Origin of the sequence: Deinococcus marmoris, from assembly GCF_001949125.1 — a bacterium.
GTDB lineage: Bacteria > Deinococcota > Deinococci > Deinococcales > Deinococcaceae > Deinococcus > Deinococcus marmoris_A.
This window is the reverse complement of record NZ_MSTI01000038.1, coordinates 1-14,292: the sequence shown is the minus strand read 5'-3', so window position 1 is coordinate 14,292 and position 14,292 is coordinate 1. Positions and strand designations below refer to the sequence as shown.

12 protein-coding genes and 2 pseudogenes are annotated in these 14,292 nt (G+C 65.6%); 7 read left to right on the top strand and 7 right to left on the bottom strand.

Annotation, left to right across the window (positions count from 1 at the left end):
• Window positions 1-6: 6 nt before the first annotated feature.
• Together BOO71_RS05625 and lptB are read right to left on the bottom strand one after the other, a co-directional pair.
• Window positions 7-1,917 carry a DUF3084 domain-containing protein gene (locus BOO71_RS05625; RefSeq protein ID WP_075830983.1) on the bottom strand — a complete coding sequence of 637 codons (1,911 nt, stop codon included), beginning with the start codon at window positions 1,915-1,917 and terminating at the stop codon, window positions 7-9.
• 16 nt (window positions 1,918-1,933) lie between these two features.
• Window positions 1,934-2,662 carry an LPS export ABC transporter ATP-binding protein gene (gene lptB, locus BOO71_RS05620; RefSeq protein ID WP_254843040.1) on the bottom strand — a complete coding sequence of 243 codons (729 nt, stop codon included), beginning with the start codon at window positions 2,660-2,662 and terminating at the stop codon, window positions 1,934-1,936.
• Window positions 2,663-2,964: 302 nt separating this feature from the next.
• Here lptB and BOO71_RS05615 point away from each other — a divergent pair, with 302 nt between their 5' ends.
• The 3 genes from BOO71_RS05615 (at window position 2,965) to hisD (ending at window position 6,209) form a co-directional block, all read left to right on the top strand.
• On the top strand, window positions 2,965-4,158 hold the full coding sequence (locus BOO71_RS05615; protein WP_075830982.1) for a phosphopentomutase: 1,194 nt from the start codon (window positions 2,965-2,967) through the stop codon (window positions 4,156-4,158).
• 116 nt (window positions 4,159-4,274) lie between these two features.
• Entirely contained in the window at window positions 4,275-4,802 is a 528-nt protein-coding gene (locus tag BOO71_RS05610; RefSeq protein ID WP_368482866.1) for a hypothetical protein, read from the top strand.
• Window positions 4,803-4,859: 57 nt separating this feature from the next.
• On the top strand, window positions 4,860-6,209 hold the full coding sequence (gene hisD, locus BOO71_RS05605) for a histidinol dehydrogenase (protein WP_075830980.1): 1,350 nt from the start codon (window positions 4,860-4,862) through the stop codon (window positions 6,207-6,209).
• Between the two features lie 501 nt (window positions 6,210-6,710).
• Here the strand turns inward: hisD and BOO71_RS05600 are convergent.
• On the bottom strand, window positions 6,711-7,304 hold the full coding sequence (locus tag BOO71_RS05600; protein ID WP_075831007.1) for a metallophosphoesterase family protein: 594 nt from the start codon (window positions 7,302-7,304) through the stop codon (window positions 6,711-6,713).
• A gap of 114 nt (window positions 7,305-7,418) precedes the next feature.
• On the opposite strand from BOO71_RS05600, the gene BOO71_RS05595 reads away from it, so the two are divergent.
• The gene (locus BOO71_RS05595; protein ID WP_075830979.1) at window positions 7,419-7,946 is read left to right on the top strand and encodes a GNAT family N-acetyltransferase; all 528 of its coding nucleotides are present in this window, start codon (window positions 7,419-7,421) and stop codon (window positions 7,944-7,946) included.
• Between the two features lie 142 nt (window positions 7,947-8,088).
• The gene (rocF, locus tag BOO71_RS05590) at window positions 8,089-8,988 is read left to right on the top strand and encodes an arginase (protein ID WP_075830978.1); all 900 of its coding nucleotides are present in this window, start codon (window positions 8,089-8,091) and stop codon (window positions 8,986-8,988) included.
• 73 nt (window positions 8,989-9,061) lie between these two features.
• Here the strand turns inward: rocF and BOO71_RS05585 are convergent, their stop codons facing one another.
• Together BOO71_RS05585 and BOO71_RS05580 are read right to left on the bottom strand one after the other, a co-directional pair.
• Window positions 9,062-9,643 (bottom strand): DinB family protein, encoded by a 582-nt coding sequence (locus tag BOO71_RS05585; protein WP_075830977.1) that lies wholly within the window; start codon window positions 9,641-9,643, stop codon window positions 9,062-9,064.
• Window positions 9,640-10,728, bottom strand: coding sequence for a tRNA dihydrouridine synthase (locus BOO71_RS05580; RefSeq protein ID WP_254843039.1), 1,089 nt, complete (start codon window positions 10,726-10,728; stop codon window positions 9,640-9,642). Before BOO71_RS05580 ends, BOO71_RS05585 begins: the two co-directional genes overlap by 4 nt.
• Before the next feature lie 163 nt (window positions 10,729-10,891).
• Between BOO71_RS05580 and BOO71_RS05575 the strand changes: the two genes are divergently transcribed.
• Window positions 10,892-11,383 carry a GNAT family N-acetyltransferase gene (locus BOO71_RS05575; protein ID WP_075830976.1) on the top strand — a complete coding sequence of 164 codons (492 nt, stop codon included), beginning with the start codon at window positions 10,892-10,894 and terminating at the stop codon, window positions 11,381-11,383.
• A 75-nt stretch (window positions 11,384-11,458) separates the two neighbouring features.
• Here the strand turns inward: BOO71_RS05575 and BOO71_RS05570 are convergent, their stop codons facing one another.
• Together BOO71_RS05570 and BOO71_RS29160 are read right to left on the bottom strand one after the other, a co-directional pair.
• Window positions 11,459-13,387, bottom strand: coding sequence for an RtcB family protein (locus BOO71_RS05570; protein ID WP_368482867.1), 1,929 nt, complete (start codon window positions 13,385-13,387; stop codon window positions 11,459-11,461).
• A pseudogene (locus tag BOO71_RS29160) lies at window positions 13,379-13,498 on the bottom strand (RtcB family protein); the annotation flags it as partial. The pseudogene BOO71_RS29160 and the gene BOO71_RS05570, both read right to left, overlap by 9 nt.
• A gap of 564 nt (window positions 13,499-14,062) precedes the next feature.
• On the opposite strand from BOO71_RS29160, the pseudogene BOO71_RS05565 reads away from it, so the two are divergent.
• Window positions 14,063-14,292, top strand: a pseudogene (locus BOO71_RS05565) (hypothetical protein); the annotation flags it as partial.

The window sequence follows — 14,292 nt, the reverse complement described above, 5'->3', positions numbered from 1 at the left end:
GGCAGATCAGGGCAGCACTGGGTACAGGTCCACCCGCATGCTGGGCCTCACGTCGTCGCGCGCGGCCACGCCCACCACCGCCGTGCTGCCGGTGCGCTTGCTCAGGCGGTCGATCAGCGTGACCAGCTCAGACACGTCCAGCCCCTTGTTCAGGATGTACTCGCTGGGTACGCCGCGCGTGGTGATGTCGGTCACGGCGTCCTTGACGAGGTCGCTGATCTGGTCCTGCATGGCGCGTGGATCGCTGCCCAGCGTAATGCTGCCGCGCCGGATGACCTCGCCGCCCCGGTACAGCACCGTGTTGGGGCGGGCGTCGCAACTCAGGTCCACCGGAAAGCCCACGGCGGCGTTCTGGGCGGCGCGGCACTGCACGAAGGTGCTGACGTTCAGGCCGCGCAATTTGGTTTCCAGGGCGGTGCGGGCAGTGCCGCTCAGGCGGGCGCTGGGGGCGCTGGCGGTGGCCTTCGCGCCGCGCGCCTGGGCGGCCCCGGCGGCGTCTTTCAGAAACTCGTCCAGGTTCCGCACGCCCGGCACCACGGCGGCGTAGACCAGTTCGTTCTTGGGATAGGCCAGATCGGTGTTGCGGCTGGCGCTCAGTTCGGTGCGGCTGGACAGGTTCTCGTCCTGCAAGCGGCCCAGGCTGGCGCGGGCGTCGGCCAGGGCGCGTGCCAGCGAATCGTTGCTGTTCTTCAGCTCGTCGTTGCTGGCCCGGAGCTGCTGCTGCTGCTGTTGCAGGGTTCCCAGATCCTTGCGAACCTTGTCCCGGTCCGCCGTGGCCTGGGTGCGCTCTTTTGCCGCCTGATCGCGCTCCCGCGCCAGCCGGACACCATCGGCCACCAGTTTGTCGCGCTGGGCCGTTAACTCGTCCCGCTGGGTGGTCAGGGCGTCGCGCTGGGCGGTCAACGCGTTGCGCTGCGCCGTGAGCTGATCACGCTGGGCGGCCAGCGTATCCCTGGCCTGCTGCGCCACCTGTTGTTGCTGTTTTGCGGCGGCGGCGGCGGCCACGGCCACGGTCAGCGCGTTGGCGGCCTGCTGGCGCGACTGTTCCAGGCCAGCAACTTGGGTTTTCAGGTCCGTGACCTGCTTCCCGGCAGCGCTGATCTGCGCGGCGGCACTCTGTTTGGCCTGCTGGACGCTGGCCTGCGCCACCTGGACCTGCTTTCTGGCTGTCGCCTGGGCAACCAGCGCCCTTTCCTGCTCGGCTTTCGCCGTGGCCTGGGCCGTCAGCGCCTTATCCTGCTGGGTCTGCGCCGTGGCCTGCGCCGTGTCGGCGCGCTCCTGGGCCGACTGGGCTTCCTGCTCGGCCAGGGCGACGCGGGTGTTCAGCTCCACCACCTGACTGTCCAGCGTCTGCGCGCGGGCCTGACTGGCCTTCAGCGCCTGTTCGGACTTCTGGAGCTTGACGCGGTTCTCGGCGGCGCGGACCTCCAGGGTTTTCAGGTTGGCGGTCTGTTCGTCCACCTGTCCCTGCAAGGTCTTCGTTTCCGCCTTCAGCGTCTTCTCGGCGGCGCGGGTGGTCTCAAGTTGAGTGCGGATTGCCGCCAGCTTTTCCTCGGCCCCGGCCTGCAACTTCGCGGACTTGTCGGCTTCCCGCTGCGCCTGATCGCGCTCGGCCTGGGCCGATTTGAGTTCGCCCTGCACCGCGCCCACCTCTTTACGCAGCGCCTCGATGCGCGGGCGCAATTGATCGGCCTCGGCAATGGTGGACACGGCGTTGCGGTTGAGCAGCAGGAAGGCCGCCAGACTGGCCGCGCTGATCGCCATGCCAGACGCCACCGCCACCAGCAGCGCCGTGGTCTTGGGCCGCAACCCGAACAGCCGGATGTGCTTGCGCCCGGCCTTGCGGGCAATGGTGTCGGCGGCGTAGGCCACCACGCCCGACAACACCACCACGAAGGGCAAAAACAGCCACAGCACGCTTCAATTCCTCCCGCTACAGCTCGAAGTCGTCGCCGAGGTAATCGTTGCGGGCGTGGATATCCTGCGCGAATTCCTGCGGCGTGCCCTCGAACTTGACCTGACCGTCGAACATCAGGTACACGCGGTCCGTCAGGGCAATCGTCTCGCGGACATTGTGGTCGGTGATGAACACGCCGATGCCCCGGCGGTCCCGCAACTCGCGGATCAGGCGCTGAATCTCGCGGATGCTCTTGGGGTCCACGCCCGTGAACGGTTCATCCAGCAGCAGGTAATCGGGATCGGTGGTCAGGGCGCGGGCCAGTTCCAGGCGGCGGCGCTCTCCGCCCGACAATTGGTAGGCAAAGTTGTTCGCCAGATGGGTCAGCCCGAACTCGGCCAGCAGCGCGTCAGCACGTTCAAACTGCTCGGCCTTGGACAGATTCTGATACTCCAGGATCGCCAGCAGGTTGTCGCGGGCCGTCAGCTTGCGAAAGGCGCTGGGTTCCTGCGGCAGGTAGCCCAGGCCCATACGGGCACGCTCGTGCATGGGCAGGCGCGTCACGTCCTTTTCGCCCAGTGCAATGCTGCCGCCGCCGGGGCGGATAAAGCCCACCAGCATGTAAAAGGTGGTGGTTTTGCCCGCCCCGTTGGGACCGAACAGCGCCACGATCTCGCCGGGCCGCACCATGAAACTCACGTCCCGCACCACCGCGCGCCGCCCGTAGGACTTGCTCAGGTTGCTGGCCACCAGATCGGGTCGCACAGTCTCTCGTGACAGGGCGGAAACAGGCGTCGCAGCCGGAGAAGTCGGGGTCTGGGAGGCGGGCACAGTCACGTGGGCAGCGTACCACGCAGGTGGTTTGAAGGCCGTGAGAGAAGGGGGATTTGATGGGGGTGGGAGGGGTCCGGCTCTCTGCCCTGCTCTGCCTGTCGGGAGCGGGAGGTCGTGAAAGCAGCGGGCGTGAGGGACCGTCACGCCGCCGAATCGGAGGCCGGGACAGCCCAACCTTCAACATCCCTCCATCAATACCCCGCCCCCAGGCGTCCACACCTTAGACTGACCCCATGTTACTGACCATCATCGTGCTGGATTCCGTGGGGATGGGCGAACTGCCCGACGCGCAGGCGTTCGGGGACGTGGGTTCACACACCATCAACCACACCCTGAACGCTGCTCCCGTGAAGTTGCCGAATCTGGCGCGGCTGGGGCTGGGGCAGGTGCCCACCGTCCACACCTCGCCCGAGACCGTGCCGGATGTGAAGGCGACGGGCGGTTACGGGCGGCTGCGTGAGGTCAGCCCCGGCAAGGACACCTCCACCGGGCACTGGGAATTCATGGGCGTGCAACTGGAACACGCCTTTCAGATCTTCCCCGACGGCTTTCCCCCCGCCGTGATGGACCCCTTCGACGCGGCCACGGGGCACGGCCACCTGTGCAACAAGCCGTACAGCGGCACCGAGGTCATCAGCGATTACGGCAGGGAACACCTAAAAACAGGCGATCCCATCGTGTACACCAGCGGCGACAGCGTGTTCCAGATCGCCGCGCACACGGACGTGGTGCCGCTGGAAACACTGTACGAATGGTGCGAGGCCGCCCGCGCGTTGTTGCACGGTGAATTTGCCGTGGCCCGCGTGATCGCCCGGCCTTTCCGGGGCGAGTGGCCCTTCGAGCGCGAGAACGAACACCGCCGCGACTTCAGCCTGACGCCGCCTCCCACCGTGCTGGATGCGGTGAAAGGCGCGGGCGGGGCGGTCATCGGCATCGGCAAGATCCCCGACATCTACGCCCACCAGGGCTTTACCGAGGAAATCCACACCGACAGCAACGCCGACGGCATCCGCAAGACCATCGAGCGGATGAAACAGGCGGGCAAGGACGGGACTGACGGCCTGATCTTCACCAACCTGGTGGATTTCGATTCCAGATTCGGCCACCGCCGCGATCCAGCGGGCTACAGCAACTGCCTGGCCGAGTTCGACGCCGCGTTGCCCGAAATCATGGCCAGCGTGCCAGACGGCGGGGCGCTGATCATCACCAGTGACCACGGCAACGATCCCACCTGGACCGGCACCGATCACACCCGCGAACACGGGCTGTTGCTGGTGCATAAGCCGGGAATGGCGGGCGGTATGGATCTGGGCGGTGTCGATTTAGGAGAGCGCGCCACCTTCGCCGACATCGGCGCGACCGTGGCCGAGGCGCTGGGCGCGAAGTGGACGGGGCCGGGTGAGAGCTTCTGGTCAGCGTTGCAGTAGCCGTCGGGCTGGCAGGAGAGGCCGAAGCCTTCAGCCTGACGCTGACGCTGGGTGGGCGATACGCCGGAGAGCAGGCGTGGACGGTCAGCCCGGAGCGCGGCGCAGTGGTGGTGCGCGTGCAGACCGATTTTGGCGGCGTGTTGCCGGACCTGCGACGCGTGCAGACCAGTCGTCTCGATCCGCGCACGCTGACCAGTCTCAGCTATGCCGAGGGCGATGGGCGGGGAAAGGCGGCTTTCGAGACCACCTTTGACCGCCGCGCGGGTCTGGTCACGCTGCGTCAGGGCAAGGAGGAGGCCAGCACACCGCTGACCACCGATTACCACGATCCGGTGGGGCTGCTGATGTGGCTGCGCGCCCGTGCGGCGGCGCAGGACGGCGGACCGGAACGCTCCTACGCGCATCTGACCGGCGGGCGCGTGCTGATTCAGCGCCTGCCCGACAGCCAGATCGGGGAGGCGGACGCCTACGGCTACTACCTGCGCCCCGGCAACGCCTACGTGTACGTGGAACGCGACGCCCCGCACCGCTTGACCCGCCTGATCCAGCCCACCGATTTCGGCCTGATCGAGGCCAACGCTCAGGCCGCTGCCGCCCGCCGCCCAGCCCCCAATGAAAAACGGCGGCGACGGGGACGGGACTGACCCCTGGCCTCCAGACGTTCAGATTCTCAGACCTTATTGACCCCCGCAGGAGTTTCCATGCAAGTTCTCGAAGGTTCCGATGCCCGCGCTTCCCTGACCCGCAGTTTTAATGAAATTCCCGTGCCCGACAGCGTTCTGGCCCGCATCGAGAAGATGTTCGGCGAGGCATTGACCCCGCAGCAGGTCGTCGAGCGCATCCTGGCCGACGTGCGTGAACGGGGTGACGACGCCCTGCGTGACTGGACCGAGCGGCTGGACGGCTCACGCCCCGAAGCGCTGGCCGTCAGCGCCGATGAAATCGCGGCAGCGACGGTAGCGCCTGAACTGCACGACGCCATTCGCCTCGCCATCGCCCGCGTGCGCGACTTTTACGGGCAACAGCCCGCGCACGGCTTCCTGAACCACGGACCGGACGGGGCGCTGGGCCAACTGGTGCGCCCTCTGGGCCGGGTGGGCGTGTACGTGCCGGGCGGCCTCGCGCCGCTGATCAGCACGCTGATTCACACGGCGGTTCCGGCGCAGGTGGCCGGGGTGCCGGACATCGTGGTGACCACGCCGCCGGGCAGGGATAGTCAGATCAATCCGGCCATTCTTGTGGCGGCGCGCGAACTGGGCATCCGCGAGGTCTACCGGGTGGGCGGCGCGCAGGCCATTGGGGCGCTGGCTTACGGAACCGCCAGCATCGGCGCGGTGGACAAGATCGCCGGGCCGGGCAACCTGTTCGTAGTGATCGCCAAGCGGCTGGTCTACGGACAGACCGGCATCGAGAGCCTGCCCGGGCCTACCGAAACCCTCGTGCTGGCCGACGACAGCGCCGACGCCCGCCATGTGGCCGCCGATCTGCTGGCACAGGCCGAACACCTGGGCGCGGAGCCAGTACTGGTCTCGAACAGCCGGGAACTGCTGATTAAAGTGCAAGCCGAGCTGAACGGCCAGCTAGAGGCCCTGCCCGAACCCAACCGTACCTGGGCGCGTGACAGCGTCGCCACGCGCATGAAAGTCGTGCTGGCCGCCACACTGGACGAGGGGCTGGAGCTGTCCAACCTGTATGCGCCCGAGCACCTGTGCCTGCTGACCCGCGATCCGTGGAGCCTGCTTGGCAAAGTACAGCGCGCGGGCGGCGTGTTCATCGGCGAATACAGCATGGAGGCGCTGGGCGATTATGTGGCTGGCCCCAGTCATGTGATGCCCACGGGCGGCACTGCCCGCTTTGCCAGCCCGGTCAACGTGCGCGACTTCCAGAACATCATCAGCGTGGTGGGCCTGAACGAGGCCACCCTGCGGCGCATCGGGCCAGCCGGGGCTGTCCTGGCACGCGCAGAAGGTCTGGAAGCACACGCACGGGCCATCGAGAGTCGGCTGGATGACGGCAACCGGATTCAGGAACCGGACGGTTCAGGAATCTGAGAAAAGGAACTGGGCTGGCTTCTCCCGTACAGCGCGGACATTGACAGCCCAATGACTTGAGCCGTTTGCCATTGGCGCATTTGGGGCCAGAGGTGCTGGTTAGATCAGCGCAGTGGGAACACGGCCTCGGCGTCTGGGGTGACGAATGTGCGGCAGGGCCAGCGTTTCGGGTGTGGGACGCTCGGAAGCAATACAAGTGACCGCAGCATAGCGCCAGAAAAAGAGGCCAGGAGCGACAATTGCGCCTCTGGCCTGCTCAGCTCATGGTGGTGGGCGGGGGGACTCGAACCCTCCTGGGGCCATCAGAAACCCACTCGCGCGCCCGTTGATAAGGGGTGGGCAGCCTTCCCCTGACCTGCCGGGCCGCCTGGCCCACGCAGAAGAAACCATGAGATTTGAAGTTTCGACTACCAGATCGATACCAAGAATGCCACGATAACGGGCTGCGATTCTGTGCAGGGCGTACAGAAAAACTTTAGACACGGTTCAGATGGACGAGCTTCAAACGTCCAGCACGCGGTAACCGTAGGCGTTGATCACCCGCGCTCCCGTCGCCTCGTCCAGATATTCCAGCTTGCGGCCCTCGTACTCGTGGATGTGGCCGTGGACCAGCAGGGCGGGATGGCGGCGTTCCATGAACCGGTTCAGTTGCGGGCAGCCCCGGTGGGCGTAGTCGCTTCCGGCGTGTGGACCGGTGGGCGGGGCATGCGTGAGCAGGATATCCACGCCCCCGCGTGCGCGCCACGCCAGTTTGGCCAATCCCCAGCGGGCCTCGTAGGCGCTGTACTGGCCGCCTCCCTTCTCGCGGTAGCGGGGTGCGCCGCCCCAGCCCGCGATCTTCAACCCGGCTTCCTCCACCACGCGCCCGTGCGCCGCGATCACGCCGCGTGGGGGAATACGCCCGTCGCCCTCGTTGATGTACTCGTTCTCGTGGTTGCCGTGGACATAAATGACCGGCACCGTCAACTTGGTGGCCAGAAATTCCAGGTAATAGCCCGGAATGTCCCCGGCAGCCAGCACCGCGTCCACCTCCGGCAGGCCCTGCGGAAAGCCCGCGCGGTACACGAAAGGATGCACGTAATCCGCCAGCACCATGATTCTCTTGCCCAGCACACGAGGCTGAACGGCGGAAGAGGGTTCGGGAACGGTCTGGATCATGGGCTGGGTCATGGGGCTGCCGGGGCTAAAGATTCAGGATACCGTGCCCGCGTGCCCCTTCTCTTCACGCCGCGTTTACGGCTGCTGCCCCTGACCCGCGCCCTGATCATCGCCCGGCTGGAAGGCGAGGATTTCACCCTGACCTGCGACACGCCGGACGGCCCGCTGGACGTGTTCTTTCCTGCCGCGTGGCCCGGTGACCCGCTGGGGGCCTTTCCCTTTTACCTGACCCAGACGGACCGGGCAGGCGAGGTGCCAGAGAACTTCGTGGCCGTTACGCGCGTGGGTTCGCGGGCCATCGGCCAGTTGGGCAGCAAGGGCAGACCGAACGCGGCGGGCGAACTGGAAATCGGCTATGGCCTGAACCCGGAAGTCTGGGGCCAGGGGCTGGCCACCGAGGCCGTCGGCGCGCTCGTGGCCCACCTGCACGCCCGCCCAGACGTGCAAACCGTGACGGCCCAGACCGCCATCCACAACCGCGCCAGCGAACGTGTGCTGGAGAAACTGGGCTTTGCGCGGACGGGCAGGGGCTGGGATAAGGAGGATGGGGAATTGACCGTGTGGGCGCAGCGAGGTTAAGTGCGCCATTCACCGCCGAGTTTAAACCCCCCAGCAGCATGAATATTCATCTGAATATCCGTTAAGTCCGTGCCACGCCATTTCCGCAAAAATAATGTTGCAGCCGTAAGGCATAAGCCCATTCGTCCCGTAAGCTGCATGCATGAACGTTTCACTTTTAGGCATTCCGATGGATCTGGGCGCGGGGCGGCGCGGTGTGGATATGGGACCGTCGGCGCTGCGCAACGCGCATCTGGCCACGCACCTGCGCGGGCTGGGGCATACGGTCGACGATCTGGGCGACATCGCCGTGGCCCTGCCCGAAACGCTGGACAAGCACATGGAGGCCGGGCTGGTCTTTCTGGACCCGATCATCAACGCCTGCCGCGACGCTGCCGGACGTGTGGCCGCGCTGCCGGACGGCACCTTTCCGCTGACCCTGGGCGGCGATCACAGCGTCAGCATGGGCACCGTGACGGGCAACGCGCTGCGCGGCAACCCACAGGGCGTCCGCAGCGGCCTGATCTGGGTGGACGCCCACACCGACTACAACACGCCGCAGAGCAGCCCCAGTGGCAACATCCACGGGATGCCGGTGGCCCACCTGACCGGGCTGGGCGACCCCCTTCTGACCGGGCTGGGGGGCGGCTGGCACATGCTCCCCGAGGACATCGTGATGATCGGCATCCGCAGCGTGGACGCCCGCGAGCGCGCCCTGATGCAGGAGGCAGGCATCCTGGCCTACACCATGAAAGACGTGGACCAGCGCGGGATTACCCGGATCATGGACGAGACGCTGGAACGCCTGGGTGGCCTGGAGCGGCTGCACGTCTCGTTCGACGCCGACGCGCTGGACCCCACGGTTTGCCCCGGTGTCGGCACTCCCGTCCCCGGCGGCCTGACCTACCGCGAGGGCCACCTGCTGATGGAACTGCTCTCGGAGTCCGGGCGCGTGACCAGCATGGACATCGTGGAGGTCAACCCCATCCTGGACACCCGCAACCAGACGGCGGAGGTCATGGTTGGCATGGCCGCCAGTCTGCTGGGCCAGCGCATCATGTAAGGGGTTGCCTCATACGGAAATGTGAAACGCCCCGCATCAATTTGCATGCGGGGCGTTTCAGCATTTCCAGATGCTAACTCTGTTCGGTCTCAGCTTCCTCGGAATCTTCCAGCTCTGGATCATCCAGCCCCTCGCTGGCCGTGGCCTGGGGCCGGGCGAAGCGCAGGTAATCGGACCAGGGAGGCGTGTGGCCCAACTGACGCACCATCAGCGCGATCTGGGCGGTGTGGCGAACCTCGTGGGTCATGACATTCCACATCAACTGGTCCAGGGTCACGGTGTCGCTGGCCGGGTCGTCCTGAATCAGTTTGATGCTGCGGTCCAGATCAGGCTCCGAATCCAGAAATGCCTGCGTCTGCTGGCTGACCGTGCGCCCGTAGTCGATGATCCAGGACAGCTCGTACTGTCCGGCCTGCGGCTTGACCCAGTCGTGCTTGAAGCGTCCATCGCTCTGTAGGTTCTCGCCGCGCGCGATGAAGTGGACCCAGTGGTCCTCGACATCCGTGGTGTGCAGCAGCAGATCCTTGATGCTGTGAAAGCGGTCCCCGGACTCGATCAGATCGCGGTCCAGGTCGGCGGCGGGCAGGGCACGCAGATAATTCCAGAGTTGCTCGCGCGCGGCCGACAGGTAGGTGTAATACTCGCGAACGTTCATGGATAACTCCCAGCATACTCTGTAGAAGCCCTTGAAACTGCCCCTGTCTGAACCGCCCCGCCCTGCGGCAGTAAATCTGCCAATGAATCTGGCAGGGGAATCAGCAGGGGAGCCAGCACCCGCCCGACATCGGCCACAGTGATCACCTGTGTCAGATCGGCGTGCAGTTCGGGGTAATCCGGCAGGTATCTGGGCAGCACCTTGCGCAGTGGGCGCAGGGTCAGGCGGCCCGTGTCGTCGTTGTAAAACTGCGTTTGAAGTTCGGCATGGCGCAGCGCGGTCTGTGCGCGGGCCTGGGCGCTGGGCCGTTCCCCGGAGTCCTGTCCCTCCGCCAGTGCGCGGAAGATCCAGGGGTTGCCCACCGAGCCGCGCCCGATCATCACGGCGGCCACGCCACTGTCCTGCTGGCGCTGCCGGGCCGTCTGCGCGTCCTGGATATCGCCGCTGCCCACCACTGGCACCGACACGCTGGCGGCCACGCGGGCAATCGCGTCCCAGTCGGCCTCACCGGTGTAACGCTGGCGGCTGGTGCGGCCATGCACGGTGATTAGTGATACCCCTGCCGCCTCCAGCCCCTGCGCCACCTCCACGCTGCGGTCCGTATCCCAGCCCAGGCGGATCTTGGCGCTCACGTCCAGCGCGGTGGCCGCCCGCATGGCCCCCACCAGCTCGAAGGCCACTTCCGGCGTCTGGAGCAGGCACGCGCCGCCCTTGCCCCGAATCTTGGGGACCGGGCACCCCATATTCAGGTCGATGGCCGCCGGGACAAACCACGCCTCCGCACGGGCCACGGCAGCGGCAAGCAATTCGGGTTCCGCGCCGAAGAGTTGAACCACCCGCCCCTGTTCCCCGGCATACGGGCGGCCCAGATTCAGTTTCTCGGTGTCGCCGCCCAGCACCAGTCCACGCGCGCTGATCATCTCGCTGACGGTCCACAGCGCGCCCTGTTCGGCAGCCAGTTGGCGCATGGGCGCGTCGCTGTAGCCCGCCATCGGGGCCAGCACCGCGCCGGGCCGCGACAGCCGGGCCGCGTAGAACCCCGGCGCGGGCGAGCTGTCAGAAAAGGGAGAGGCATGGGCGGTCATCATCTCAGGGTAGCGCACCCCCTCTCCCATGAGATGAACCCCTCCTCACGCGCTGGGATAAGGGCAATTCATACCCGTGTCAGAAGGCGGGGTGTATGCTCTTTCTCAGTCCAGTCCCTCTCTCCCCCCCTCATTCCTGCCACACTGGACAGGAGGCTCCGCCTTGAATTCCACTCCGCTGGCGCTGCACCACGCGCCGCTGCTGCATATGCTCTACACCGCCGCTCCGGGTTATTTTGCCCTGCTGGGCAGCCGTATCCCATCGCTGAGCGAGATCGAACGGGACGTGGAAATCGCCCTGCTCGACCCCCGCCGCCGCCTGGAACTGCTGCATGACGCACAGGGCGAACTGGTGGGCAGCCTCGACTACAAACTCGACTACCCGCAACCCGGCGACCTGACCATCAATCTGCTGCTGATCCGCGAGGACCGCCAGTCCCAGCGTCTGGGCGAACAGGCCGTCCGCGATCTGGAGGACCGCCTGCCGCCCCGGATCACGCGCGTTCTGGCCAGCGTGCTGGGCGAGAATCCGCGCGGCGTCCGCTTCTGGGAAAGGCTGGGCTTCGAGTTCACGGTGGACGCCCGCCCGGTCATGACCTGGTACGCCAAACCCCTGCACGACACGGACCCCAGCCTGAGAGTGGCGAGCGATTGACCCTCTCTCACGCGGAGAGATCTGAAAAAACCCTCTCGGCGTGGGAGAGGGTCTGAATGACTGTTTTTCGCGCTGCTAGATGTCCTCGCTACCGCTGTCCATGCGGACCACCTTCGGCGTGAACCGGGCCACCACGTCCACCAGATCGGTCTGACGGGCGATCACGTCCTTGATGCGCTTGTACGCCTGCGGGGCCTCGTCGATGCCGCCGCCCATCAGCGTGACGCCGCGTTCCTTCAGGTAAGCCGCCACCTCCTTCCTGACCAGTTTGCTGGCGGCGGCCTTGCGCCCCAGTTGGCGGCCCGCACCGTGGCTGGCGCTGGCCAGGGCGTCCGCGTGGCCCCGTCCGCGCACCACGAAACCGGGATCGGCCATGCTGCCGGGGATCAGGCCCAGTTGCCCAGCGGCGGCGGGCGTCGCGCCCTTGCGGTGGACGATCAGTTCCTGGCCGCCCACCTGCTGCTTCCAGGCCAGATTGTGGCTGTTGTGGACGGAGGCCAGCACGCTCACGCCCAGCGCGCGGGCCAGCCGGGCATGGATCAGCTCATGGTTGGCCAGCGCGTACCGTCCGGCCAGGTTCATGGCCTGCCAGTACGCCTGCCCTTCCTCGGAGTCCAGAGAAAGCCACGCCAGCTTCTTGGCGGCTGGATCGAGGTTGGGGTGCAACCGCTCGGCCAGATTGGTGAAATGCCCGGCCACCTGCGCCCCGAAGCCGCGTGAGCCGCTGTGAGACAGCAGGGCCAGATATTCCCCCGCTTCCAGCCCCAGGTCAGCAGCGCCCAGCGTCAGCGTACCGAACTCCGCGAAGTGGTTGCCACTGCCGGAGCTGCCGATCTGCGCCGCCGCCTTCTCGAACAGGTGGCCCAGCAGGGGCTGATCGTCCCAGGTGCTTTCGTGCAAGACCTCATGATCGCCGCGCTCGCGCTTCTCGAAGCCCACGCCCGGACCGAAGCGGGTGTGCTTAAGCAGGAGGGCTTTGGCTTCTTCCAGTTTCAGGCCGTCGGGCTGGATGGGGAAGACGCTCAGGCGCATGGAGCAATTGTGGACAAAAACGCCCGCAGCAATGGCGAAGTTGTCGTATCCAGGCACGGTCAGGCAATAAACATCTGCCGTCTCGTTCAGAGAGATCACGTCCACAACCTTGTGGTTGTAGCCATGCTGCCATTTCCGGTGACGGTTCATCCCGATGGCACTCTTGATTTCCCGTCCACACTCTGGGCAGACGCCGACCGCGTGCCGCGTTGCCAGGATAGCGGGATGGTCCGAGGTCAATACTTTTGCCCCCCTCGTTCCATTGCCGCCCTCCTTGGCGAGCTTGCTGAGCTTACCCGGATTGGCATCAATGAATGCCATCAGATTCCTGGTTCCTCGTTCGGCAAAATAGGCGTGGCCTTCAGGCGTCGCCGCCTTCGCTGCCAGGGCCGCCACGCGCCTGGCCTCGAATGCTGGCGACTGCCATGAGGTGTTGCGCTCTACCAGCAAGCGGTGGAAGCGGGAATGATCCCTATCCCCCATAAACTCCAGATTGGCCGGATCGTTGTTGGCCTCGTCAAAATCCCGGTGATGGATGACCGTACGCTGTCCATCAAAGCGCGGTATCTCACCCAGCAGCCCGGAACGCGCCACCATCCAGTGGGCCTTTTGCATCCGGCCTGAATAGTTCTGCTGTACCCGCACGTAGCCGTCACGGTCCTGATCGCTGTAGAACGGCATCAAAGAGATTCCAGGGCGCAGTTGCTCGGCGGCCAGATAGTTGCCGTCCCGCAGCATGAATCGGTGGTCTGAGGTGCATTGCACGGTCTGGCCGTTGTCCAGCGTGACCTGGACCAGCGGCGCATTCTGCCGGGTTTTCTGGGCTGTCGCTCTGGCAGCAACAATTTTCCCATCTGGCTTGCAAGCGTAGACGGTTAGTTCGCGCCCAAGCAATTCGAAAATGGGAGCGGTCTTGCCATCCAGCAAGGGAATGAGCGTGTCCGCTGGAAAGCAACCGATGTCGACGCCCACGCCATACGGGATCACCGCGTTTTCCGTCGCCAGCACGCCGCCAATCGGCAGGCCGTAACCCACATGCGCGTCGGGCATCAGCGCCCCGGCGCGGGTGATCGGCAGCCGCATCGCCACGTCCATCTGCGCGCGTGCGCCCGGCTCGATCAGGTCCGCGCCCCACACGCCGTAGGGCAGCGGCGCAGGCCGCAGGGCCGCACCCTTCTTGCTCTCGTTCAGTGCCGCGAGGGCACTCAGCTCTGCGGCCAGTTCCGCGTAGATGCCGCCGGACAGGTATGCAGCGGGGTCTGCTTGAACTGCGCGTAGTTCGTCCAGAATCGCGCCGCGTTCCAGTCCCGCGCCCTCGCGCAGGGCGGCGGCAGCCACGGCCAGCCCAATGGCCTTTCTCTCGAATCCCAGTTTGGTGATGTGCTTTCCGTTCATGGTCTTTCCCTTTGTGTCATACGGATTCCGTCTGTTTCGTTAACAAACTGGGAAAGCGCCAGTTTGCCAACTCCACGCCCGGAACCCGTTCTTCTCATTCTCGCGTCCGCTCGGATTTCCATCGTTTTTGCAAACGATTCAATCGGAGTCCGTATCAGCAATGGTTCGGACAGTTTTGACGAAAAATTGAAATGGACCAAAAAACGGGTCTCCGCTAGGGTGAAGTTCTCAAGACTGCCCCCAGGAGACCCGATGACCATTTTACCCGTACTGCTGACTTTGCTTCATCTTCCTCTTACCCAACAGCGCTTCTTCCTCCACCTGATGCCGCTGTGGCAGGCCATTCCTGGCCGAATCAATGCATTGAATCTCAGCCGCTACAGCGGCTGGGATGAACGCACCTTCCGCCGTTGGTTTGCCAAAGCCCTCCCGTGGAACACCCTTCAGTGGAGCGTGCCGGAACTGCTCATGCGGCTCGGCGC

Bases quoted from the DNA above. Each gene is read 5' to 3' on its own strand.
- BOO71_RS05615 (WP_075830982.1), top strand. From the start codon at position 2,965: ATGTTACTGACCATCATCGTGCTGGATTCCGTGGGGATGGGCGAACTG.
- hisD (WP_075830980.1), top strand. From the start codon at position 4,860: ATGCAAGTTCTCGAAGGTTCCGATGCCCGCGCTTCCCTGACCCGCAGT.
- BOO71_RS05600 (WP_075831007.1), bottom strand. From the start codon at position 7,304: ATGGTGCTGGCGGATTACGTGCATCCTTTCGTGTACCGCGCGGGCTTT.
- rocF (WP_075830978.1), top strand. From the start codon at position 8,089: ATGAACGTTTCACTTTTAGGCATTCCGATGGATCTGGGCGCGGGGCGG.
- BOO71_RS05585 (WP_075830977.1), bottom strand. From the start codon at position 9,643: ATGAACGTTCGCGAGTATTACACCTACCTGTCGGCCGCGCGCGAGCAA.
- BOO71_RS05580 (WP_254843039.1), bottom strand. From the start codon at position 10,728: ATGACCGCCCATGCCTCTCCCTTTTCTGACAGCTCGCCCGCGCCGGGG.